We start from the raw sequence: 20,841 nt of genomic DNA, 5'->3' as shown, positions 1-20,841 counted from the left end.
CCGATCGGGTGGGGGTTGACTTCTGTCATCGTGGGTTATTGACGTCCGATTGAATAGTTACTAGGCAGGCTATTTATGCAGGGAAGCGAGGTAACGAGGAATCAGCAGGATCTCGTCAGCACTCTTCGTGCTATGTGCCTTTCGCTTCGGGAGCGTCGGAGTCATTTATTATTTTGCGTCCCGCTTGTCGCAGTTTTTTTGTTTTTCTTTGTGTTCTCACTCAGCTCTAACTATAAGAGTGAGGGCTTCCTGAAGGCGTACAGAAAGCTAACTGAATATAATGCGCAAAAGTCGTCGTTTTCCGACAGAAGTTCCCTGTCGCGCTTCCTTGCGTCCAATAATTTGAACGATAATCCGGCCGGGATCTATCTGGCCCATGCCCTGAAGGACAGCTTTCTGCAGAAGCATGTGCGAGTTGTGCTGCCATATTCGAAGGCGGATCTCAAATACATTGGCGATCTCAAGAGCGCCGTCGATCCGGATATCCTGGGATTTTCCATTTCTTTCACGGGTTCGTCGCCTGCTGAGGCTGCGGCGAGGGTAAAGTTGATGGGTGATTTTCTCAAAGATGCGATGCTGCGCCAGGAGCTCCTGGAAATTCTGCATGCCAAGGTCGCCGAATTCAAGGTCAAGAAGCAGGCGATCGATAATCGGCTGATTTTGAAGAAGTTGCAGCTTGACGAGGTGATTGGGAGGTTGAATGCCTTGCAGGGTATTGCGGATAAATATCCCGCAGCCTCCAGGCTCGGGTACAGGCAGTTTCTCTCTTCTGACTCCGATGGCTCGAAATTTTTGTCTCCGGTAATACAGCTTGTCGGTGCCGAATCGGAGATTGTTGGGCTTCGAGCTGAGCTTGTTTCACTTGAACGTGAGGCCGCGCAAAATAAGCTGCGTGGAGAGTTTTTTTCGCGTGCGGAAGTACTAGGCAGATTGCCAAAAGCGGGTAATGCATTGCTCGCGGATTACTCGTTGCTGCAAAAAGAGGTTTTTGATAATGTAAGTCTTGAGGACGACAGTATCCGACAAGTATTCAATGACGTAGACGTGATAGCCGAACAACTTCAAACCAAGCATCTTCTGAACGCTAGGTTTGTTTCCGGCCCGACCATAGCGGATCATCGCTCGGGGCCGAATCTCTTCGTGCTATTGCTTGTTTCTCTTTTGGGGGCGACGTTGATCGTATGCCTGGGTCTGCTCTCATTGGACGCCATCAAGAGAACTAGCGCAGGGGAGCCGGGTGGGGGTTCTTGAAGCGTGAGAGGAGATGCCATGCCGCGGGGCTCAATGCGCCATTTTCAGTGCTCGTGAATTCCGTAGTGGCTCAGCCTTGAAGCTGGGCAGCCCCGTTCCCAAAGTCGTTGCATGCTCACTAGCTTACGCAAGTGGATCGCAAGATTGCGGGCAAGAAACCTGGACAATGGTACGTGCGAGAGGATCCGGAACGAGCCTCGCTGCCGTCAACCTACCTCCCCAGACACAGCCCGTATCCAATGCCATCAGGTTGGGGCGCATCAGCAGGCCCAAGGTGGACCAGTGCCCGCAGACCACAGTCACGTTCTCCGTGCGTCGATAAGGCACGTCGAACCACGGTATGAAGCCGTCCGATGCATGACCAAGCCCGTCCTTCGTCTTGAGATCCATTACCCCATCCACGGTGCAAAAGCGCAGGCGCGTGAGCGCGTTGACCACGACGCGATGGCGCTCGATACCGTGCGAGCGCGGATCCCATCGATTCGCCGTGTTCCCGAAGATTTCAGATAGGAACGTCTTCCAGTTGCTGCCGCGCAATTCACATTCGACCTCTTGCGCAAGTTCGAGTGTCTGTTCTGCGGTCCATTGTGGCAGGACTCCCGCATGCACGAGCAGAAAGCCGTCTTCGAAGAGGGCTAGTGGCCTGTGACGAAGCCAAGTTATCAGTTCATCACAATCTGGTGCCTCAAGGATGTTGTTTAGCGTGTCGTTGCGACCCTGTTTGCGCACGCCAGCGGCGACAGCAAGCAAATGAATATCATGGTTGCCGAGAACGCTTTCGGCGCGGCTGCCTAGATTCCGAACAATGCGTAGTGTGCGGGCAGAGTCTGGTCCTCGATTGACGAGGTCGCCGACGAAGCGCAAATGGCTTGAAGGCGGTAGCCGCCTGGCAACGAGATCGTCAAGGGACTCAGCACAGCCCTGGAGGTCGCCGATGGCGTAATGAGGCGTAGTGGGCACAAATACCTATTCTTAAGCGTGACAGATCAGCTAAATTGATGTTTCACTACACCATTGTGCCTACAAATTTGTCAACGAGTTACATCAGGCTACAAAAAGATGGGGGGTGAAGGGTAGTCCCCGCCCTCGGTCAGCTAGAATACCGCCACTTCTGCAGGCACTTAAGATCCCGCCGTCCCCACAATGGACCAAGGCGGGCGCTCGGCATTGGTCGGGTTCTCGGAACATATCGATAAGCAGGGAGCAAAGGTTTTGTCTCATATTCTCGTTACGGGCGGCGCGGGGTTCATTGGCGCCAACTTTGTCCTGAACTGGCTAGGCAGGGAGGAGGCGGACAGCATTGTCAATGTAGACAAGCTCACTTACGCCGGCAATCTCGCGACGTTGGCCTCGCTGGAGGGCAACAACCGTCACGTTTTCTCGCAAACCGATATTGGAGACCGGGCAGCACTGGATCAGCTTTTCGTGGCTTACAAGCCACGTGCCGTGATTCATTTCGCGGCCGAAAGCCACGTTGATCGATCGATTCACGGTCCAGCTGAGTTCATCCAGACTAATATCGTCGGCACCTTTACGTTGCTTGAAGCAGTCCGTGCGTATTGGGGGGGGCTTGATGGTGTTGCTCGTGCAGGCTTCCGCTTTCTCCATGTCTCCACAGACGAGGTGTTCGGCTCCCTTGGCTCGAACGACCCGCAGTTCTCGGAAACCACGGCCTACGCACCGAATAGCCCCTACTCGGCTTCCAAGGCCGCCTCCGATCATCTGGTGCGGGCCTATCATCACACCTATGGCTTGCCGGTTCTGACGACAAACTGTTCGAACAACTATGGGCCATATCACTTTCCGGAGAAGCTGATCCCGCTGATCATTGCCAACGCGCTCGGCGGCAAGGCGCTACCGATCTATGGCGACGGCTTGAATGTGCGTGATTGGTTGTATGTTGGTGATCACTGCGCTGCCATTCGCGAAGTACTTGCACGTGGTCAGGTGGGCGAAACCTATAACGTTGGTGGTTGGAACGAGAAGACCAACCTGGAGGTAGTGCACACGCTATGTGACCTGCTCGACGAATTGCGCCCCAAAGCTGCGGGGTCGTACCGGGACCAGATCACCTTTGTCAAGGACCGCCCGGGTCACGACAAGCGCTATGCCATCGATGCTCGTAAGCTTGAGCGCGAACTCGGCTGGAAGCCCGCCGAATCGTTCGAGAGCGGGCTTCGCAAGACCGTCCAGTGGTATCTGGAAAACCAGCCTTGGGTGCAAAATGTGATGTCTGGTGCGTATCGGAACTGGGTTGCCAAGCAATATGACGTATAAGGCGTATTCCGTTCCCACCCTTCTTGTAACCGGAAGCAACGGCCAGATTGGTTTCGAGTTGCGCCGTAGCATGATGCCACTGGGCCGGGTGGTGGCACTGGGTCGCGCTGCATGCGACCTATCGCGTCCGGACGAGTTGCGCCGCGTCGTGCGCGAGCTGCGCCCCGACGTGATTATCAACTCGGCCGCGTATACAGCAGTGGACAGGGCCGAGACGGACGCTGATGCCGCCTACGCCATCAACGGCACTGCAGCAGGAGTGCTCGCTGAGGAGGCCAAGGCGCTGGGTAGCTTGCTTGTGCATTATTCCACCGACTATGTGTTCGACGGTAGCAAGGGCGCCGCTTACACGGAGACGGATACAGCCAATCCTCAATCCGTCTATGGCAAGAGCAAGCTAGCGGGCGAGCAGGCTATTGCCGCCGCCGACTGCGCGGCACTCATCCTACGTACCTGTTGGGTGGCAGGCGTTCATGGCGGCAACTTCGCTAAAACTATGCTTAAGTTGGGCCGCGAAAGGGATAGCCTACGCGTGATTGCCGATCAGTTCGGCGCACCGACAAGCGCTGCACTGGTCGCAGACGTCACCGCACAGATCGTGGCGCGTTACTGGCTGCACGGCGAGCGTGAAGCGTTCCCCTCGGGTTTGTATCACTTGGCCGCCGCCGGCGAAACCACGTGGCACGGCTATGCTACTGAAGTACTGCGCTATGCCTCGGCACGTGGCGTTGACCTGAAGGTGGATCTAACGCGTATCGAAGCGATTCCATCTGCCGCCTACCCGTTGCCGGCGCCGCGTCCGGGGAACTCGCGCCTGGATACCAGCAAGCTGCGTCAAACCTTCGGCATCCATCTCCCAGATTGGTGGCAGGGGATGCAGCACCTGCTGGATCAGATTCTTCCCTAATTCATACACTATGCGCAAAGGCATTATTCTCGCGGGCGGCTCCGGCACCCGGCTATATCCGATCACCCGCTCGGTGTCCAAGCAGCTGCTGCCGGTGTACGACAAGCCGATGATCTACTATCCGTTGTCCACGCTAATGTTGGCAGGGATTCGTGACATTTTGATTATCTCCACGCCGGAGGATACCCCGCGCTTTGCCGACATGCTCGGTGACGGCAGCAAATGGGGCATCAATCTGCAATATGCAGTGCAGCCCTCGCCAGACGGCCTGGCGCAGGCCTTCATCATCGGCCGCGACTTTGTTGGTAACGATCCGTCCACACTAATTCTTGGCGACAACATTTTCCACGGCCACGATCTGGTGAGGCAACTGGAGCACGCGGGCACTCAGCAAAATGGCGCGACAGTGTTTGCCTACCACGTGCTTGATCCCGAGCGTTATGGCGTGGTCGAGTTTGACGATAGCTTCCGAGCGCTGTCGCTTGAAGAGAAGCCTGTCAAGCCGCGCTCTCAGTACGCAGTTACCGGTTTGTATTTCTACGATAACCAGGTATGCGATATCGCAGCAGACATCAAGCCGTCAGCGCGTGGGGAGTTGGAGATTACCGACGTCAACAAGCGCTATCTGGAGATGGCGCAGTTGAACGTGGAGATCATGGGGCGGGGCTACGCCTGGCTGGATACAGGCACGCACGATTCTCTCCTGGAAGCGGCCACATTCATTGCGACCCTGCAGAACCGGCAGGGGCTAATGGTGGCGTGCCCGGAGGAAATAGCCTATCGCAGCAAGTGGATTAGCGCCGATCAAGTGGCGCAATTGGCTGCGCCGCTTTCCAAGAACGGGTATGGCCAGTACCTGCAGCAGATCATTCTGAAAGCGATCAAATGAGCTTGAACGTCACTCGTACAAACCTCCCCGAGGTGCTGATCATCGAACCCAAAGTGTTCGGGGATGCGCGCGGCTTCTTCTTCGAGAGTTTTAACCAGAAGGCCTTTTTCGACGCGACTGGGCTTAACCTGAATTTTGTGCAGGACAACCACAGCAGGAGCAGCAAATGCGTGCTTCGTGGCTTGCATTACCAAGTTCAGCAGCCGCAAGGAAAGCTAGTGCGCGTGGTGCGAGGGGCTGTGTTTGACGTGGCGGTGGATATCCGCAAGCATTCGCCCACGTTTGGAAATTGGGCGGCCGTTGAGTTGACGGAGGACAACCACAAGCAATTCTGGATTCCACCGGGATTCGCGCACGGCTTTGTTGCGCTGAGCGAATCGGCTGAATTCCTCTACAAGACCACTGACTACTACGCCCCGCAGCACGAGCGTTGCATTGCTTGGAACGATCCGGATATCGCCATCGAGTGGCCCGATCTTGGCGGCTCACCCGTGCTGTCCGCCAAGGATCAGCAAGGCAAAAGGCTCACGCAGGCTGAGGTGTTCGATTGAGGATGCGTAGTTAGTTGCTGCCTGCAATCCCCATGGCTATTGCTGGACGTCGATGAACCTGCTTAATTTTTACGTTTTTTTCTGCCCATGAACTTGAACCACGCAAAAATCGCCGTTATTGGCCTCGGTTACGTTGGCCTGCCCCTGGCCGTGGAATTTGGTAAACAGCGCGCAGTGGTGGGTTTTGATATCAATCCTGGCCGGATCGCCGAATTGCAATCCGGCCAGGACGGCACGCTCGAAGTCAGTCCGGAAGAACTGAAGACCGCAAGTAATCTGCGCTTCAGCAGCAATGTGGACGATTTGAGGGCCTGCCAAGTCTTCATTGTCACGGTACCTACTCCAGTAGATCAGGCAAACCGTCCCGACATGACTCCCCTTATCAAAGCCAGCGAAACCGTTGGTGGGGTCATGCCGCAAGACGCCGTGGTGATCTATGAATCCACCGTATACCCAGGGGCCACCGAGGAAATGTGCGTACCGGTGCTTGAGAGAGTTAGCGGCAAGAAGTTCAACGTGGACTTTTACTGCGGCTATAGCCCGGAGCGTATCAACCCTGGCGATAAGGAACATCGCCTGCCCACAATCAGGAAAGTGACCAGCGGCAGCACCGTGCAAGTGGCTGAGGCTGTCGATCAGCTCTACGGGCAGATCATTACCGCTGGCACCCACAAAGCCAGCAGCATTAAGGTAGCCGAAGCTGCCAAGGTCATTGAGAACACGCAGCGCGATGTCAACATCGCCCTGATGAACGAACTCAGCCTCATTTTCCATAAGCTAGGCATCGACACGTTGGAAGTGCTGCAAGCGGCTGGAACCAAGTGGAACTTCTTGCCGTTCCGCCCTGGTCTGGTAGGCGGCCACTGTATTGGTGTCGATCCTTACTACCTTACGCACAAGGCCCAGGAAGTGGGTTACCACCCGGAAGTGATTCTGGCGGGGCGCCGTATCAACGACAACATGGCGAGCCATGTTGCTGACGAGACAATCAAGCTGATGCTGCGCAAGAATCTTCCCGTGCTTGGCAGCAAAGTGCTGGTTCTCGGCCTCACGTTCAAGGAAAACTGCCCGGATGTGCGCAACACCAAGGTCGTCGACATCGTGCGTACCCTCCACGGCTACAACGCGAGCGTGGACGTGTATGACCCATGGATCAATGTGGCCGATGCCGAGCATGAATACGGACTGAAATGCCTGACTGAAATGCCGGCCCGCGGCCAGTATGCGGCCATTGTGCTCGCTGTGGGTCACCACCAGTTTGTTGCTCTGGGCGAGCAGGGTATCAAGGCTTTCGGTCAGCCCGGCTCCGTGCTGTTTGACGTCAAGGGCATTCTGCCGCTGGGCGCGGCAGACGGCCGTCTGTAAAAGCCAGGACAGCAACAATATGACCGACCTCTCTCCTCAAACGAGTTCCTTCGAGCAGCTCAAGCAGCGTCTGAGCAACGAATCACACACCTGGCTTGTGACAGGCGTTGCAGGTTTTATCGGTAGCAATTTGCTGGAGACATTGCTTCGACTAAACCAGCGCGTTGTGGGTCTGGACAACTTCGCCACGGGGTATCGGCGCAATCTGGATGAAGTTCGAACGCTGGTGACAGCGGGGCAGTGGGCTGGCTTTCAGCTGGTCGAAGGCGACATCCGCAATCTGGATGACTGCCGCCGCGCCATGACCTTCGGCCAATCGGCTGGATCACCTGGCACGGACGCGTCGACCGCCAGCCAATCCATTGCGGTCGAATACGTTCTCCATCAAGCTGCCTTGGGTTCCGTTCCCCGCAGTTTGGCGGACCCCATTTCCACTGACGCGACCAACATTACGGGTTTCCTGAACATGCTGGTGGCGGCGCGTGATGCCGGAGTGAAGAGCTTTACCTATGCGGCCAGCAGTAGCACGTATGGGGACCATCCGGGATTGCCAAAGGTGGAGGATCGCATCGGCAAGCCGTTGAGTCCATACGCCGTGACCAAATATGTCAACGAGCTCTATGCGGATGTCTTCGCGCGCTGCTACGGTTTCAATACCGTTGGCTTGCGATATTTCAACGTGTTTGGGCCTAGGCAGGATCCTAACGGTGCTTATGCCGCCGTTATTCCAAAATGGACGGCGTCGCTGCTAAAAGGCGAGAACGTCTACATCAATGGAGATGGCGAAACCAGTCGCGACTTCTGCTATGTTGCCAACGCCGTTCAGGCGAATTTGCTGGCCGCAACCGTGGACAATCCTAGCGCCAGAAACCAGGTCTACAACGTCGCAGTTGGTGATCGCACGACCTTGAATGGCCTATTTGCCTCGCTTCGTGAAAATCTTTTGTCTGATGGTGTGAGTGCGGACGTACAACCGGTTTATCGCGACTTTCGCGCGGGGGATGTGCGTCATAGTCAAGCCGACGTGGGAAAAGCGCGCCAGTTGTTGGGGTATGAGCCCAGCCATCGAATTGGCGAAGGCCTGCGGGAAGCGATGAGTTGGTATATCAGGGAGCACAAGATAGATCCAGCTTCTGAGCCCGGAGCTTAGGCTTGCGTAGTGCTGATGAGTGCTCCTAGTGCCATGAGTCCGTTTGTATCGAGCACCGTTGTTCCAAGAACGTGGGCCGGTGCTGAGTAACCGGCAATCGTTAGTTCGAGATTTGATGATCCATCGGAAGCGTTGTGCACATATCCACTTTAATAAGCGTCGGGAGAGTTTTCCCTGCGTGCATATCCTCTAATCGATGAGAGCATCTCATATCTCCTGGAACTTTTTTGGGTTGGGTTTGCCCTTGTTGATCGCGGCCGTCACGGTGCCGCATCTTGTCGCGACCCTCGGAAACCAGAGGTTTGGGCTTCTGGCTCTGGCTTGGGGTTTGATTGGCTATGCTGGGGCTCTTGATTTAGGTATCGGAAGAGCGGCGACTCATCGAATTGCGGAAATGAGGGCCGGGGCTGGAGCCGAGAAACAGCAGATTCCGGCGGTGCTTGCTACTGCGGTTCGCATTACTTTGGTAACCGGTGGGCTGGCGGCGATAGTCATATTGCTGGCGCTGCCATTTGGTTTGGAAGGGTTGGTAAAGGCTGATCAGGTGCCGCCTGTCGAGATTAGGATCTCGATATGTTTTTTGGCAATTGCTTTGCCGCTCCAGGCTATTAGTGCGGCTTATCGAGGTGTGAATGAGGCATATCTCAATTTCAAAGGGATTAGCGTTCTGAGAATTTTCTTGGGCGCGGCTAATTTTGGGATTCCATTCCTTATTGCGATTTACACCACGAAAATCCATTGGCTTATCCTTAGCCTGGTTGTTTCCCGTGGATTGGCTTTGTGGGTTTATCGGATCCTTGCCAGAATTTGCATTCGCGATTTGTTGGTTTCTCACCCGTCGTCTTATTCGCCGGAAATTGCTAGGAAGCTGATTAAGTTTGGTGGGTGGTTTACGTTAAGCAGTGTGCTGAATCCTATTGTCGCATCTGCTGATAGATTTTATATTGCTTCGGTAGTATCTGCGGCCGCTGTTACTGCGTATGTCATTCCATATGAAATGGCGGCGCAGAGCTTGATTATTGTCGGGGCCGTCACCACGGTTGCGTTCCCGTTCTTGAGTCAGCTCAGGGTCCATGATTCTGTCAGAGCGAAAAAGATATTTTATAAGATGTTGGGGGTGTCGCTGGGAGGGATGTTTTTTGTAGCTGTTTGCTACTTTTTTCTCGGCGGCTTTGTGCTGACACTATGGCTCGGGAAAGTGCTTTCTCCGGAGTCGCGGAGCGTCATTGAGGTGCTCAGTTTTGGGTTGGTGCCGTATACGATCGGAACGATGTGCATATCTTTACTTCACGCGGACGGGAAAACCGACACCACGGCCAAGATAAATCTCATCGAGTTCCCTTTCTTTCTTGCTCTTATCTATTTTTGCATCTTGCATTTCGGTGCTGTGGGGGCAGCCTATGCATGGGTGATTAGGGTTAGCGTTGATGCGGCATTGTTGGTTTATTTTTGCTTGAAGCTAAAATGAAGCAAAGATTCTGGAATCTATTCCTGATCCCCTCGACTTACGGGTTCTTGATCTGGACCTTCCTGTTGTCCCTTTTGGGGGTCGGTGTCATTGAGTTGGATGTCAGTGTCAATGCGATGCTGATATTTGGTTATGTAGTGGTTTGCTTCTTGGTGTCAAATGTCTTGATTCGTGGGCACTTTTACAGTATTGAGATCGGAAAGGTGGGTGAGAATGTTGTCTATGACAAGTCGGATCATGTCCTCCTTGCTCTGAGTACTTTGTTTGGCTTTATCGGCTTGTTTTTGTATATTTACGACTTTTCTGCGAGTTTTGGCGGAATCGGTGGATTCTTCACGGCTTTTTTTAACGACCCGCTTGAAATTCGAGCGTTGGCAGAGGATTCCTCATCGATTGGTTTCCAGATTTCTTATTTTAGCTGGTTATCAATTTTTTACTGCCTGTTTGCGATATTTGCGGGGAAGGCTTCGACCCTGGTTGATAAATTTTTATTCAGCTTGATCGGTTTGATTGGTTTCTTTTTGAATTTGTTGTTTGTAGATAGAACTCGGCCGACCATATTGTTTCTTGCCTCCGCGCTGGGGTTCGGGTTAATCAAATTTGGGTCTATGAAGAGCCCATTTCGATTTTACCTTGCTGTATTTTTGGGGCCGCTGGTGATTTTTTTCGCGCAGGCGCTATATACCGGGAAATACGATGCTGGGGAAGGGTTGCTGAATAATTTCTTTGTCTACATCCTTGGGGGATTTGGATATTTCTCCGTATTAATCAGTGATGTGAGTCCGGATTTTGGGCTGTCCAGGGTATTCTATCCGTTAGCCAAAATTATGGAGGGGTTTGGCGCAATTTCTGGGGTTCCTCCGCAGATCCTCGAGTTTAGAGAGGTGCCGTTTCTGACCAATGTCGGTACCTTTCTTGAGCCATTATTTTCCGACGGTGGATTGCTGTTTGTTTTCGTTGGTGCGCCACTGATCATTTTTGCGATTGATCTCGTTTCCTTGGTTGCGCTTCGGTCAAGGTCCGTGCCAGGATTATTTCTTTGGGCAAATCTGGTGCTGGTCTCGATGTTCAGTTTTTTTGTGCCGAAATATAACGCAACGTACGTCTACCTGTTTGCATTTGTTTTTATTTCCTTCTCTTTCTTGCGATCGATCCGACCGGTAGAGGCGCGTTGATGGAAACTATTAATGGTCTCGTCCTGACTCGTTATGGGCGCATGGGCGCATCGTCCCGAATGCGTTTCATGCAGTTTGCGTCAAGGCTGGAGAGCGCCGGCGTCGTCTGCAGCACGCAAGCATTTCTCGACGATGACTCGCTGATGGCAAGATATCGAGGCGGACGCTATCAACGTAGCCACTTGATTCAATCCTATTGGGCAAGGATCAAGCAACTCGTACGCCGCCAGTCGTTCGACCTGCTTTGGATTGAAAAGGAAGCCTTGCCCTGGTTCCCGGCCTCGTTAGAACGTGCTCTGCTGCGCGGAGTGCCTTACGTGCTGGACTACGACGATGCGCTTTTCCATAATTACGACCTACATCGCTCATCGTTGGTGCGATGCATGCTGGGTCGTCGCATCGACCGGCTGATGGCCGGAGCAAGCCTCGTGGTTGCGGGTAACGAGTACTTGGCGCAACGCGCGCGCGATGCAGGTGCGCCATGGGTGGAAATTGTGCCGACTGTGGTGGACTTGGAGCGCTACGATCTGACCGCGCGGTCTTACGAGGAAGGGCAAGTGCCTCGTATTGTATGGATCGGCTCTCCCTCAACGGCGCGCTATTTGTCGACATTGGAGGCGCCGCTACAGGAACTCGCCCGCAGTTTTGCTTTCAAGTTGCGGGTGATCGGTGCCGACGTGGATTTGCCTGGCGTCGATGTGGAGTGCGTTCCCTGGACCGAAGCTACGGAAGTCGCCTCCATTGCGCAGTGCGACATTGGCATTATGCCGTTGGTCGATTCTCCGTGGGAGCATGGCAAGTGCGGCTACAAGCTGATTCAATATATGGCGTGTGGGTTGCCCGTCGTGGCTTCGCCCATAGGCGTGAACACGCAGATTGTCCGCGATGGGGAGAATGGTTTCCTGGCCGATGGCGCGCAGGCCTGGGTGGCTAGATTGAGCCAGTTGCTTGAAGATTTGGCCATGCGCACTGCCATGGGTCGAGAGGGCCGCCGACGTGTGGAAGCGGAGTATTGTGTTCAGCAGGTGGCGCCGCGCTTGGCGAAACTGCTGCAGAAAGTCGGAGCGCGGTAGACATGTGCGGTTTTACAGGGTTCCTGGGCGGAGACTCGCAAAGTGCAGCGGATCGTGCCGTCCTATTAGAGAGCATGGCCAACCGAATCCGCCACCGTGGCCCGGACGATGGTGGCGTGTGGTGCGACCCGGACGCGCAGATCGGTTTCGGGCATAGGCGCCTGGCTATCGTGGATCTATCGCCGGCGGGGCATCAGCCGATGGCCTCAGGCAGCGGTCGCTACATCATTGCGTTCAATGGCGAGATCTATAACCATCTCGACTTACGAGAGGAACTGCAAAGCGAAGGAGTGGCGCCTGACTGGCGAGGGCATTCCGATACGGAAACATTGCTGGCAGGGTTTGATGCATGGGGTATCGAGGCCACAGTGGGGCGTGCCATTGGGATGTTTGCCTTTGCCTTGTGGGATCGGCAAGAGCGCATGCTCACACTGGGGCGTGATCGTCTTGGAGAAAAGCCGCTGTACTATGGCTGGCAGGGACGCGGCCGTGCCGCCGTCTTCCTTTTCGGGTCAGAATTGAAGGCGTTGCATGCGCACCCGGCGTTTGAGAGGCAGGTGAGCCGTGATGCTTTGTGTCTCTATATGCGCCACAACAATGTGGGCGGCGAGTACTCAATCTACCAGGGCATTCGCAAACTGCTACCGGGACAATTGCTGAGCGTCTCCTTGCAGGCGCGGGAGCCTTCTATACGTGCCTATTGGTCTGGTGCCGAAGTCGCGGCGAAAGGCTCCGCACAGCCTTTCGCCGGCAGCACGACGGATGCCGTGGACGCTTTGGAGGCGTTGCTGAAAGACGCCATACGCCAGCAGATGATGGCCGATGTTCCACTTGGCGCCTTCTTGTCTGGCGGGGTGGACTCCTCAACTGTGGTGGCGCTGATGCAAGCGCAATCCTCGCGCCCCGTGAAAACCTTTTCCATCGGCTTTCACGAGACCGCGTATAACGAGGCGGACCATGCCAAGGCGGTAGCAAGGCACTTGGGGACAGAGCATACGGAACTGTATGTTACGCCCGAGGAAGCGATGGCAGTCATTCCGAAATTGCCCAGGCTCTACGATGAGCCGTTCTCTGACTCGTCGCAAATACCCACCTTCCTGGTGAGTGAGCTGGCACGGCGGCATGTTACGGTTTCGCTCTCGGGCGATGCGGGCGACGAACTTTTTTGTGGGTACAACCGGTATCAGCTAACGGCCAGTCTGTGGAAGAGACTGTCTGTTGCTCCATCGAGCGTCCGCTCGGCGATCGCATGGGGCCTGACGCGTTTCTCGCCCCAAAGCCTGAATCAATTGTCTACTTTGGTGCCTATGGCCTCGCGGTGGGCGAACGTGGGCGACAAGCTCCACAAAGGCGCGGGGGTCATGGCGGCGCGTTCCGCCGAGGATTTGTACCGCGGGATGGTATCGCAGTGGCAGGATCCGGCTTCGCTTGTACTGGGAGGGGGCGAGCCCGTCACACTGCTAACCAAGGCGTTGCCTGAGCTGGCTCGGTTGACCGACGTGGAGCGCATGATGGCGCTAGACATGCTGACCTACCTCCCCGATGACATTCTGGCAAAGGTAGACCGCGCGGCCATGGGGGTGAGTCTGGAAACGCGCGTGCCGTTCCTGGACCATCGCGTCGTCGAATTCGCATGGCAACTTCCGCTCGAATGCAAGTTGCGTCGTGAAGAGAATGGCTACACCACGAAGTGGGCGCTACGCCAGGTACTCTATCGGCACGTACCGCAAGCGCTAATAGAACGACCGAAGATGGGATTTGGCGTGCCAATTGACACTTGGTTGCGGGGGCCGCTCCGCCCCTGGGCCGAGGAGCTGCTGAGTGAATCTCGCCTCAAGCGCGAAGGGTTCCTGAATCCTGTGCCCATCCGTCAGAAGTGGGCTGAGCATCTAAGCGGGCAGCGCAACTGGCAGCACCCGCTGTGGTGTATTTTGATGTTTCAGGCGTGGCTGGCTGAAGAGTCGGTGTCGTTGGGAGGAAGCACGTGAAATTCCTGATGATTGCAGGCTTTGCCGAGTCGCTCATGGGCTTCAGGGCCCCCTTGATTGCTGCACTGCAGGCCAAGGGCCTGCAGGTGCACGTAGCCGCACCGGATGTGCCCGTAGGGCATCCGACCCGTTTGCAGTTGGAAGCCCGGGGGCTGACCGTGCACGACATCCCCATGCGGCGCACGGGGACGAATCCGCTCGCGGATTTGCGCACGCTGTGGTCGCTGTGCGGTGTGATGCGTCGCATTCGCCCTCAATGGGTCATGGGGTACACCGTCAAGCCAGTCATTTATGGGACCCTGGCAGCGTGGCTGGCCAGTGTTCCGCATCGCTTCGCATTGATCACCGGTCTGGGCTACGCATTCCAGGGCGAGGGCGGGCGCGGCGCGCTGCAGGCAATGGTACAGCGCTTGTATGCTTTGGCCCTTGGGCGGGCGCATGGTGTATTTTTTCAAAACCCTGATGATGAGGCCCTGTTTCGTCAGAGGTCAATCCTGAGCGGTGCCACGCCTTCATGTGTGGTGAATGGTTCGGGTGTGGACGTCTCCAGTTTCGCAGTGGCCCCTGTGCCGACCGGATCACCGCGCTTCCTGATGATCGCGAGGCTATTGGGCGACAAGGGGGTGCGTGAATATGCGCAGGCGGCCCGTCGCATTCGGACAAAATACACGGATGTCCGGTGCGCGCTGGTTGGCTGGATTGATTCCAATCCTGATGCCATTGCTCAGCATGAACTGGATGCCTGGGTGGAGGATGGTACGTTGGAGTTCCTTGGTCGTTTGTCGGACGTGCGGCCAGCCATTGCCAATAGCAGTGTCTACGTGCTGCCCTCATACCGTGAGGGTACGCCGCGTTCCGTGCTCGAGGCCATGGCGATGGGGCGGCCGATCATTACGACCGATGCGCCGGGCTGCCGCGAGACGGTCATGAACGGAGATAACGGCTTCCTGGTGCCCGTCAAGTCCGTGGACGGTTTGGAGCAAGCTATGCTGAACTTCATTGAAGATGGGGAGAAAGTCTCACGCATGGGTCAACGCTCGCGCCAGATCGCGGAAGATAAGTACGACGTGCATAAGGTTAACGCCGTGATGTTGCGTGAAATGGGCATCGCATGAAACGTGTTTTTGACCTTCTCTTGGCCGCGGCGGCACTGTTGCTTCTGTGCCTACCGCTTCTGATCCTGATCCTGTTGGTGCGCAGGAGGCTTGGCAGTCCCGTGTTTTTTCGACAGGTACGGCCAGGTTTGCGCGGTCGCCCATTCGAGATGATCAAATTCCGCACGATGACGGACTCGCGTGGGCCGGATGGCCAGTTGCTGCCAGACGCTGACCGGCTTACCGCCTTTGGACGCTTTCTGCGTGGTACCAGCCTGGACGAACTGCCCGAGCTGTGGAACGTCCTCAAGGGCGACATGAGCCTGGTTGGCCCGCGTCCGCTGCTGATGGAGTACTTGCCTTTGTACTCGACCGAGCAGGCTCGTCGTCACGAGGTACGCCCAGGGGTCACCGGGTGGGCGCAGGTAAATGGCCGGAACGCGCTGAGTTGGGAGGACAAGTTCAAGCTCGACGTGTGGTACGTCGATAACTGGTCACTGTGGCTGGATGTCAAGATACTGTGGCTAACAGTACGAAAGGTGTTGGTGCGCGAAGGTATCAGTGCTGCCGGTGAGGCGACAATGTCCAAGTTCACGGGTAGCAAGCAATGAAGCGGCTAGCTTTGCTGGGAGCCAGCGGCCACGGCAAAGTAGTGGCTGACGCTGCGCTGGCGTCGGGCTGGCAAAGCGTGGAGTTTTTCGACGATGCGTGGCCGCGAGTATCCGTCAATGGCCATTGGCCTGTGAGTGGTGATACGGCGGCACTGTTGACGTGTGTTCTGGAATTCGACGGGGTGCTTGTGTCCATTGGCAACTGCGTAGCGCGGTGGGAGAAGCAACAGGTCTTGCGCGCAGCGGGCGCGCGGCTGACCACGGTGGTACATCCGCGTGCTTGCGTGAGCCCGTTCGCTCGCCTGGGCGCAGGTACCGTGGTCATGGCGGGCGCCGTAGTGACTGTCGATGCCGCCGTAGGGGAGGCCTGCATCATAAACACTGGGGCCACGGTGGATCACGACTGCGTTTTGGCGGAGGGTGTGCATATCGGCCCGGGCGCGCATCTGTCGGGTAATGTGATCGTGGGGTGCTGCAGCTGGGTGGGTATTGGGGCTGCAGTGCGCCAGGGAACTTGTATTGGCGCAGGCGCGATGGTAGGTGCCGGCGCTGTAGTGGTAAAGGCAGTAGGGGATGGCTTGACGGTGGCTGGGTGCCCCGCAATGCCGCTTGTCCGAATATGAGGCGTCTAGTTTGGCGCAACTGACTTTTTTGATGGTTTGACAACCTATGTTGAATACTTCATTTTCCCCGTGGCCTAGCTTCACTACAGAAGAGGCCAACGCCCTGCAGCAGGTGCTGTTGTCCAATAAGGTGAATTACTGGACGGGCACTGAATGCCGTGAGTTTGAAAAAGAGTTTGCGGCCTGGTGCCAGACATCCCACGCTGTAGCGCTCGGCAATGGCACGCTGGCGTTGGATGTAGCGCTTAGCGCGCTGAAGATCGGCCCAGGCGATGAAGTGGTGGTGACGCCGCGAACCTTTATTGCCAGCGTCTCCAGCGTGGTCAACGTGGGGGCCACGCCAGTATTTGCAGATGTGGAGGCAGATAGCGGGAATCTCTCCGCTGCCACTATTGCGCGCGTGCTTACGCCGCGCACCAAGGCCGTGCTCTGCGTTCACCTTGGCGGCTGGCCATGCGACATGGACCCGATCATGGCGTTGGCCGAGCAGCATGGGTTGAAGGTGATCGAGGACTGCGCCCAGGCGCACGGCGCTCGTTACAAAGGCCGCAGCGTAGGGTCCATCGGCCACGTGGGCGCATGGTCCTTCTGTCAGGACAAGATCATGTCCACAGGCGGCGAAGGCGGCATGGTGACCACCAATGACGAAGCCCTGTGGCGCGCCATGTGGGCATTCAAGGACCACGGCAAGAGCTACGAGGCGGTATACGAGCGTCAGCACCCGCCTGGCTTCCGCTGGCTGCACGAGAGCTTTGGTACCAATTGGCGCATGCTGGAAATGCAGGCGGCCATTGGGCGCATTCAGTTGCAACGCATGGCAGACTGGACTGCTAAACGCACGGCCAACGCCGAGGCCGTCTGGGCGGCCTGTCGCCCCTTCCCGGTGACTCGCGTTCCGTCCGTGCCTGAAGGCAGCGTACACGCGCACTACAAGTGCTACGTCTATGTGCAAGCCGAGCACCTCGCTCCTGGCTGGACCCGCGATCGCATCGCAGAGGCTATCAACGAGGGCGGCGTGCCCTGCTATCAGGGTTCGTGCTCCGAGGTGTACCTGGAAAAAGCGTTCGACGATACCGGCTGGCGCCCGGCAGAACGCTTGCCAGTGGCCCGCGAACTGGGCGAAACCAGTCTGATGTTCCTGGTTCATCCTACGCTTACTGGAGCGGAGATACAGAAAACCCGCGAGGTAGTGGCCGATGTGTTGGGGCGGGCATGTCGTTGAACAAGTTTGCAGTCCCATTGCTGGCGTTGCCGCGCCCTGCCAAGCGCGTGGTGGTGGTTGCACTGGATTTGGTTCTGGCGTTGGTTTCGGTCTGGGTTGCATTCTATTTGCGCATTGACCAGACGGGACTCCCGCAACAGCAGCAAAAGTACGTCTACCTTCTGGCGCCATTGATTGCGTTCCCCATCTTTGTCCGCTTTGGCCTTTACCGTGCCATCTTCCGATATACCGGGATGGCCGCATTAGCAAGCACGGCCAAGGCAGTCGGCATCTATGGAGCGCTGTTCTTTGTCGTTCTCCTCCTGGTCAAATGGGAGGGGGTGCCCCGTAGCGTAGGACTGATCCAACCGATGCTGTTCCTGTTGCTGGTTGGCGCCAGCCGGGCCCTCGCAAGATTCTGGCTGGCCGGCTGGTCCGGGAAGGCGCTTTATTCCGAAGGTCGGCTACTGATTTACGGGGCGGGTGAGGCAGGGGTGCAGACAGCTTCCGCCCTGGGTGTCGCGCACCAGTTTGTGTTGCTGGGCTTTGTCGATGACGATGGGGCCAAAGTCGGCCGCAGCATCAACGGCGTTGACATTATGAGCCCCGACGAAGTGTCCGACGCAGTCGACCGTATGGGCGTGACCGACATTTTGCTTGCGATCCCATCCCTGGGTCGTGCGCGCCGCAACGCGATTATTGCGCAATTGCGGGAATTGCCGGTCCACGTTCGTACGCTACCAGGTATGGTGGACCTCGCGTCTGGGCGGGTAACGGTGCATGACTTCCAGGAGTTGGATGTTGAAGATCTGCTGGGGCGCGCGGCCGTACCCCCAGACCCAGCTTTGCTGGCACGCAATCTGGCTGGCAAGGTGGTGCTGGTTACCGGTGCCGGCGGGAGTATCGGCAGTGAGTTGTGTCGCCAGATACTATTGGAGGAGCCGCGACAACTGGTGCTGGTAGAACATAGCGAATTCGGACTTTACACCATCCATCGCGAACTGGAGAGCTTGTGCGCCGAGCATGAACTGCCTGTTGACGTTGTTCCCCTGCTGGCGAGTGTGGGCAATTTTGGCCGTATGCGGGAGATCTGCCAGCTTTATCGGCCGGCCACCGTCTACCACGCAGCTGCTTATAAGCATGTCCCCCTGGTGGAATGCAATCCGTCAGAGGGTGTCTTGAATAATGTGTTCGGAACCCTCAACACGGCACGGGCCGCCATGGAAAGCGGGGTGGCACATTTTGTCCTTGTGTCTACGGATAAGGCGGTGCGGCCCACCAATGTCATGGGAGCCACAAAGCGCATGGCCGAGCTTGTCCTGCAAGCGCTGGCAGCCAGCGAAACCGTGGATTTTTACTTGCAGGACGGCACGCAAAGTCAGGAAGTGCGGAACGACACCATATTTTCCATGGTGCGATTCGGCAATGTCCTGGGCAGCAGTGGTAGCGTGGTGCCGCTGTTTCGCAAGCAACTGCGTGAAGGCGGCCCCGTGACAGTGACCCATGAGGACGTGACCCGCTACTTCATGACCATTCCCGAGGCCGCACAGTTGGTATTACAGGCCGGCGCCATGGCCCATGGTGGCGATGTGTTCGTCCTGGATATGGGATCTCCGGTGAAAATCATGGATCTGGCCCGGCGGATGGTCAAGCTGTCCGGGCTGACGGTGCGTGACGATGATAATCCCAACGGTGACATCGAAATCAAGGTTACCGGCCTGCGGCCAGGAGAGAAACTCTACGAAGAGTTGTTGATCGGTGACAATCCGGAGTCCACCGCGCACGAGCGAATCATGAAAGCGCGCGAAGATTTCGTGGCATGGCGGCAATTGGCGCTGGTGTTAGGTGAGATGCGACAGGCTGCAGGGCACAATGATGAGATGACGATCAAGCGCATCCTGAAGCAACTGGTGCACGGGTATAACCCGCAATCGGCAGGCACCGAGAGTTGTGTGATCGCCGCCTGAATGTGATTCGTCAAATATAAAAAAATTGCCCTACAGAAGTTTGGAATGAATATGCGAAAGAAGGTATTGATAGTTTTGGCGACTGCTTTGACTGGCGCAGCTGTGGGCGCAGGTTTGGGCTATGGGCCGCTGCTGCGCTATAGATCCGAGGGTGTCCTTAAAGTGGAAATGAGTACGTCGGAGTACAAGCGGATTTCCGAGTTGGCTAATGATGCCCGGACTGTGCGCCAGTTCGTGGCGGTGTCGCCGCCCGCGGGCCTGGATAGCTATGATGTCAACCACTTGATCAAGGACGTGGTGAAAGGTGAATGGCAGAAGCCGGTGCCGCGGGTAAGCAGAGGCGACGCCAAGGAACTGCCTGATCTCATCCTCCAGTTGGAGCAGGAGCGCGAGAAGGGGAAGGAGCGCGAGCGCGAGCGCGATCGGCCTGCAGGGCGTGAGAGGGCTGCAGAGGAAAGCCGCGATACTGCGCTGGTTCCGATCGTGTACCTGGGAGTACGCTTCACTGCCACGACTTCGGATCCCAATGACGCAGCCAAGGTAGCCACGTGGTTTGGTGCATATTTCAAGGATATGGCAACGCTGGAGGCTGTGCGTCAGCTCGTTTCAGTTTGGACGTCAGATAGCAGGCAGTTTTCCGATCGCGCTGCTGAGCGCAGACGCAAGTATCAGTTTGATATCGAGCAGGCACAAATCAAGGCAACGGCGCTGAAGAAAATCCTGACTGACTATCCGGACGCCGCCCGACGCGAGGCCTCGCAAGTGGTCGATGTACGTAAAGACAATGAGAAATTCATGTCTCCGATGGCGCAGCTTGTCGGGGCCGAGTCCGAGATCATCGGACTCCGCGAGAAGATCCAGAGGCTCGATCGCGAAGCTGACCAACAAACCTTGATGAAGGATCTGGCCGATCAGGCGGAAACCGCTGTGGCACAAGCGCACAGAGGCAGTGATAGCGTGATCAAGGTGTCCGCCGTGATCGCTGACTTCGGCAAGAAGGCCACGACTGACGCCCAGAAGGAGAAGTTATCGTCGCTAGCAGCCGATATATCGGCGACGACGGTTCGGTTCCAGTCGCAACCGCGCTTTATCGCGGAGCCGTCTGTGCCCAGTCTGCCTGAACGCCCGCGTCCCTTGATGGTGATGGCGCTTGCTGCGCTGCTTGCTGCGCTGCTGAGCGCGGTTTTCCTCTGGCGCGAAGTTCTGATGAATGCCTTGCGCCCGGCAGGCGCGAAGATAGATTAGGCGCTA

Annotated in this window: 18 protein-coding genes; 17 read left to right on the top strand and 1 reads right to left on the bottom strand. The window is 56.5% G+C overall.

The window, feature by feature from the left end; translation table 11 throughout:
* Positions 1–198: 198 nt before the first annotated feature.
* Positions 199–1,251, top strand: coding sequence for a hypothetical protein (locus ACX12D_RS14850; protein WP_459371702.1), 1,053 nt, complete (start codon positions 199–201; stop codon positions 1,249–1,251).
* A gap of 123 nt (positions 1,252–1,374) precedes the next feature.
* Here the strand turns inward: ACX12D_RS14850 and ACX12D_RS14845 are convergent, their stop codons facing one another.
* Entirely contained in the window at positions 1,375–2,211 is an 837-nt protein-coding gene (locus ACX12D_RS14845; protein ID WP_459371701.1) for a symmetrical bis(5'-nucleosyl)-tetraphosphatase, read from the bottom strand.
* Between the two features lie 252 nt (positions 2,212–2,463).
* Between ACX12D_RS14845 and rfbB the strand changes: the two genes are divergently transcribed.
* The 16 genes from rfbB (at position 2,464) to ACX12D_RS14765 (ending at position 20,835) form a co-directional block, all read left to right on the top strand.
* Positions 2,464–3,528, top strand: coding sequence for a dTDP-glucose 4,6-dehydratase (gene rfbB / locus ACX12D_RS14840; RefSeq protein WP_459374028.1), 1,065 nt, complete (start codon positions 2,464–2,466; stop codon positions 3,526–3,528).
* Positions 3,518–4,435: a dTDP-4-dehydrorhamnose reductase gene (gene rfbD, locus ACX12D_RS14835; RefSeq protein ID WP_459371700.1), complete on the top strand. Its 918-nt coding sequence runs from the start codon at positions 3,518–3,520 to the stop codon at positions 4,433–4,435. Before rfbB ends, rfbD begins: the two co-directional genes overlap by 11 nt.
* A 10-nt stretch (positions 4,436–4,445) precedes the next feature.
* Complete coding sequence (gene rfbA / locus ACX12D_RS14830; protein WP_459371699.1) at positions 4,446–5,324, top strand: glucose-1-phosphate thymidylyltransferase RfbA; 879 nt, start codon at positions 4,446–4,448, stop codon at positions 5,322–5,324.
* Positions 5,321–5,875 carry a dTDP-4-dehydrorhamnose 3,5-epimerase gene (gene rfbC, locus ACX12D_RS14825; RefSeq protein ID WP_459371698.1) on the top strand — a complete coding sequence of 185 codons (555 nt, stop codon included), beginning with the start codon at positions 5,321–5,323 and terminating at the stop codon, positions 5,873–5,875. Before rfbA ends, rfbC begins: the two co-directional genes overlap by 4 nt.
* Before the next feature lie 87 nt (positions 5,876–5,962).
* On the top strand, positions 5,963–7,240 hold the full coding sequence (gene tviB / locus ACX12D_RS14820; protein ID WP_459371697.1) for a Vi polysaccharide biosynthesis UDP-N-acetylglucosamine C-6 dehydrogenase TviB: 1,278 nt from the start codon (positions 5,963–5,965) through the stop codon (positions 7,238–7,240).
* Between the two features lie 19 nt (positions 7,241–7,259).
* Positions 7,260–8,390, top strand: coding sequence for an NAD-dependent epimerase/dehydratase family protein (locus ACX12D_RS14815; RefSeq protein WP_459371695.1), 1,131 nt, complete (start codon positions 7,260–7,262; stop codon positions 8,388–8,390).
* 196 nt (positions 8,391–8,586) lie between these two features.
* Entirely contained in the window at positions 8,587–9,858 is a 1,272-nt protein-coding gene (locus ACX12D_RS14810) for a flippase (RefSeq protein WP_459371694.1), read from the top strand.
* Positions 9,855–11,033, top strand: a complete 1,179-nt coding sequence (locus tag ACX12D_RS14805) for an O-antigen polymerase (RefSeq protein ID WP_459371693.1) — start codon at positions 9,855–9,857, stop codon at positions 11,031–11,033. Before ACX12D_RS14810 ends, ACX12D_RS14805 begins: the two co-directional genes overlap by 4 nt.
* A complete protein-coding gene (locus ACX12D_RS14800) occupies positions 11,033–12,106 on the top strand; it encodes a glycosyltransferase family 4 protein (RefSeq protein WP_459371692.1) in 1,074 nt (357 codons plus the stop codon). Before ACX12D_RS14805 ends, ACX12D_RS14800 begins: the two co-directional genes overlap by 1 nt.
* Positions 12,107–12,108: 2 nt before the next feature.
* Positions 12,109–14,094: an asparagine synthase (glutamine-hydrolyzing) gene (gene asnB / locus ACX12D_RS14795; RefSeq protein WP_459371691.1), complete on the top strand. Its 1,986-nt coding sequence runs from the start codon at positions 12,109–12,111 to the stop codon at positions 14,092–14,094.
* On the top strand, positions 14,091–15,209 hold the full coding sequence (locus ACX12D_RS14790) for a glycosyltransferase family 4 protein (protein WP_459371690.1): 1,119 nt from the start codon (positions 14,091–14,093) through the stop codon (positions 15,207–15,209). The genes asnB and ACX12D_RS14790 overlap by 4 nt, the downstream gene beginning before the upstream one ends.
* Positions 15,206–15,799, top strand: a complete 594-nt coding sequence (locus ACX12D_RS14785) for a sugar transferase (protein WP_459371689.1) — start codon at positions 15,206–15,208, stop codon at positions 15,797–15,799. Before ACX12D_RS14790 ends, ACX12D_RS14785 begins: the two co-directional genes overlap by 4 nt.
* Positions 15,796–16,422: an acetyltransferase gene (locus ACX12D_RS14780; RefSeq protein ID WP_459371688.1), complete on the top strand. Its 627-nt coding sequence runs from the start codon at positions 15,796–15,798 to the stop codon at positions 16,420–16,422. Before ACX12D_RS14785 ends, ACX12D_RS14780 begins: the two co-directional genes overlap by 4 nt.
* Before the next feature lie 46 nt (positions 16,423–16,468).
* Positions 16,469–17,644, top strand: a complete 1,176-nt coding sequence (locus ACX12D_RS14775) for a DegT/DnrJ/EryC1/StrS family aminotransferase (RefSeq protein ID WP_459371687.1) — start codon at positions 16,469–16,471, stop codon at positions 17,642–17,644.
* Positions 17,635–19,590, top strand: coding sequence for a polysaccharide biosynthesis protein (locus tag ACX12D_RS14770; RefSeq protein WP_459371686.1), 1,956 nt, complete (start codon positions 17,635–17,637; stop codon positions 19,588–19,590). Before ACX12D_RS14775 ends, ACX12D_RS14770 begins: the two co-directional genes overlap by 10 nt.
* A 45-nt stretch (positions 19,591–19,635) precedes the next feature.
* Positions 19,636–20,835, top strand: coding sequence for a hypothetical protein (locus ACX12D_RS14765; RefSeq protein ID WP_459371685.1), 1,200 nt, complete (start codon positions 19,636–19,638; stop codon positions 20,833–20,835).
* Positions 20,836–20,841 lie beyond the last annotated feature (6 nt).

This window comes from Cupriavidus sp. PET2-C1 (genome assembly GCF_054515855.1).
The sequence above is the reverse complement of the archived record's forward strand: the minus strand, read 5'-3'. Positions and strand labels throughout refer to the sequence as shown.

What these genes read in the sequence shown, in the direction of transcription:
- rfbD (WP_459371700.1), top strand. Translation starts at nt 3,518, where the DNA reads ATGACGTATAAGGCGTATTCCGTTCCCACCCTTCTTGTAACCGGAAGC.
- rfbA (WP_459371699.1), top strand. Translation starts at nt 4,446, where the DNA reads ATGCGCAAAGGCATTATTCTCGCGGGCGGCTCCGGCACCCGGCTATAT.
- rfbC (WP_459371698.1), top strand. Translation starts at nt 5,321, where the DNA reads ATGAGCTTGAACGTCACTCGTACAAACCTCCCCGAGGTGCTGATCATC.
- tviB (WP_459371697.1), top strand. Translation starts at nt 5,963, where the DNA reads ATGAACTTGAACCACGCAAAAATCGCCGTTATTGGCCTCGGTTACGTT.
- ACX12D_RS14815 (WP_459371695.1), top strand. Translation starts at nt 7,260, where the DNA reads ATGACCGACCTCTCTCCTCAAACGAGTTCCTTCGAGCAGCTCAAGCAG.
- ACX12D_RS14810 (WP_459371694.1), top strand. Translation starts at nt 8,587, where the DNA reads ATGAGAGCATCTCATATCTCCTGGAACTTTTTTGGGTTGGGTTTGCCC.
- ACX12D_RS14805 (WP_459371693.1), top strand. Translation starts at nt 9,855, where the DNA reads ATGAAGCAAAGATTCTGGAATCTATTCCTGATCCCCTCGACTTACGGG.
- ACX12D_RS14800 (WP_459371692.1), top strand. Translation starts at nt 11,033, where the DNA reads ATGGAAACTATTAATGGTCTCGTCCTGACTCGTTATGGGCGCATGGGC.
- asnB (WP_459371691.1), top strand. Translation starts at nt 12,109, where the DNA reads ATGTGCGGTTTTACAGGGTTCCTGGGCGGAGACTCGCAAAGTGCAGCG.
- ACX12D_RS14785 (WP_459371689.1), top strand. Translation starts at nt 15,206, where the DNA reads ATGAAACGTGTTTTTGACCTTCTCTTGGCCGCGGCGGCACTGTTGCTT.
- ACX12D_RS14780 (WP_459371688.1), top strand. Translation starts at nt 15,796, where the DNA reads ATGAAGCGGCTAGCTTTGCTGGGAGCCAGCGGCCACGGCAAAGTAGTG.
- ACX12D_RS14775 (WP_459371687.1), top strand. Translation starts at nt 16,469, where the DNA reads ATGTTGAATACTTCATTTTCCCCGTGGCCTAGCTTCACTACAGAAGAG.
- ACX12D_RS14770 (WP_459371686.1), top strand. Translation starts at nt 17,635, where the DNA reads ATGTCGTTGAACAAGTTTGCAGTCCCATTGCTGGCGTTGCCGCGCCCT.
- ACX12D_RS14765 (WP_459371685.1), top strand. Translation starts at nt 19,636, where the DNA reads ATGAATATGCGAAAGAAGGTATTGATAGTTTTGGCGACTGCTTTGACT.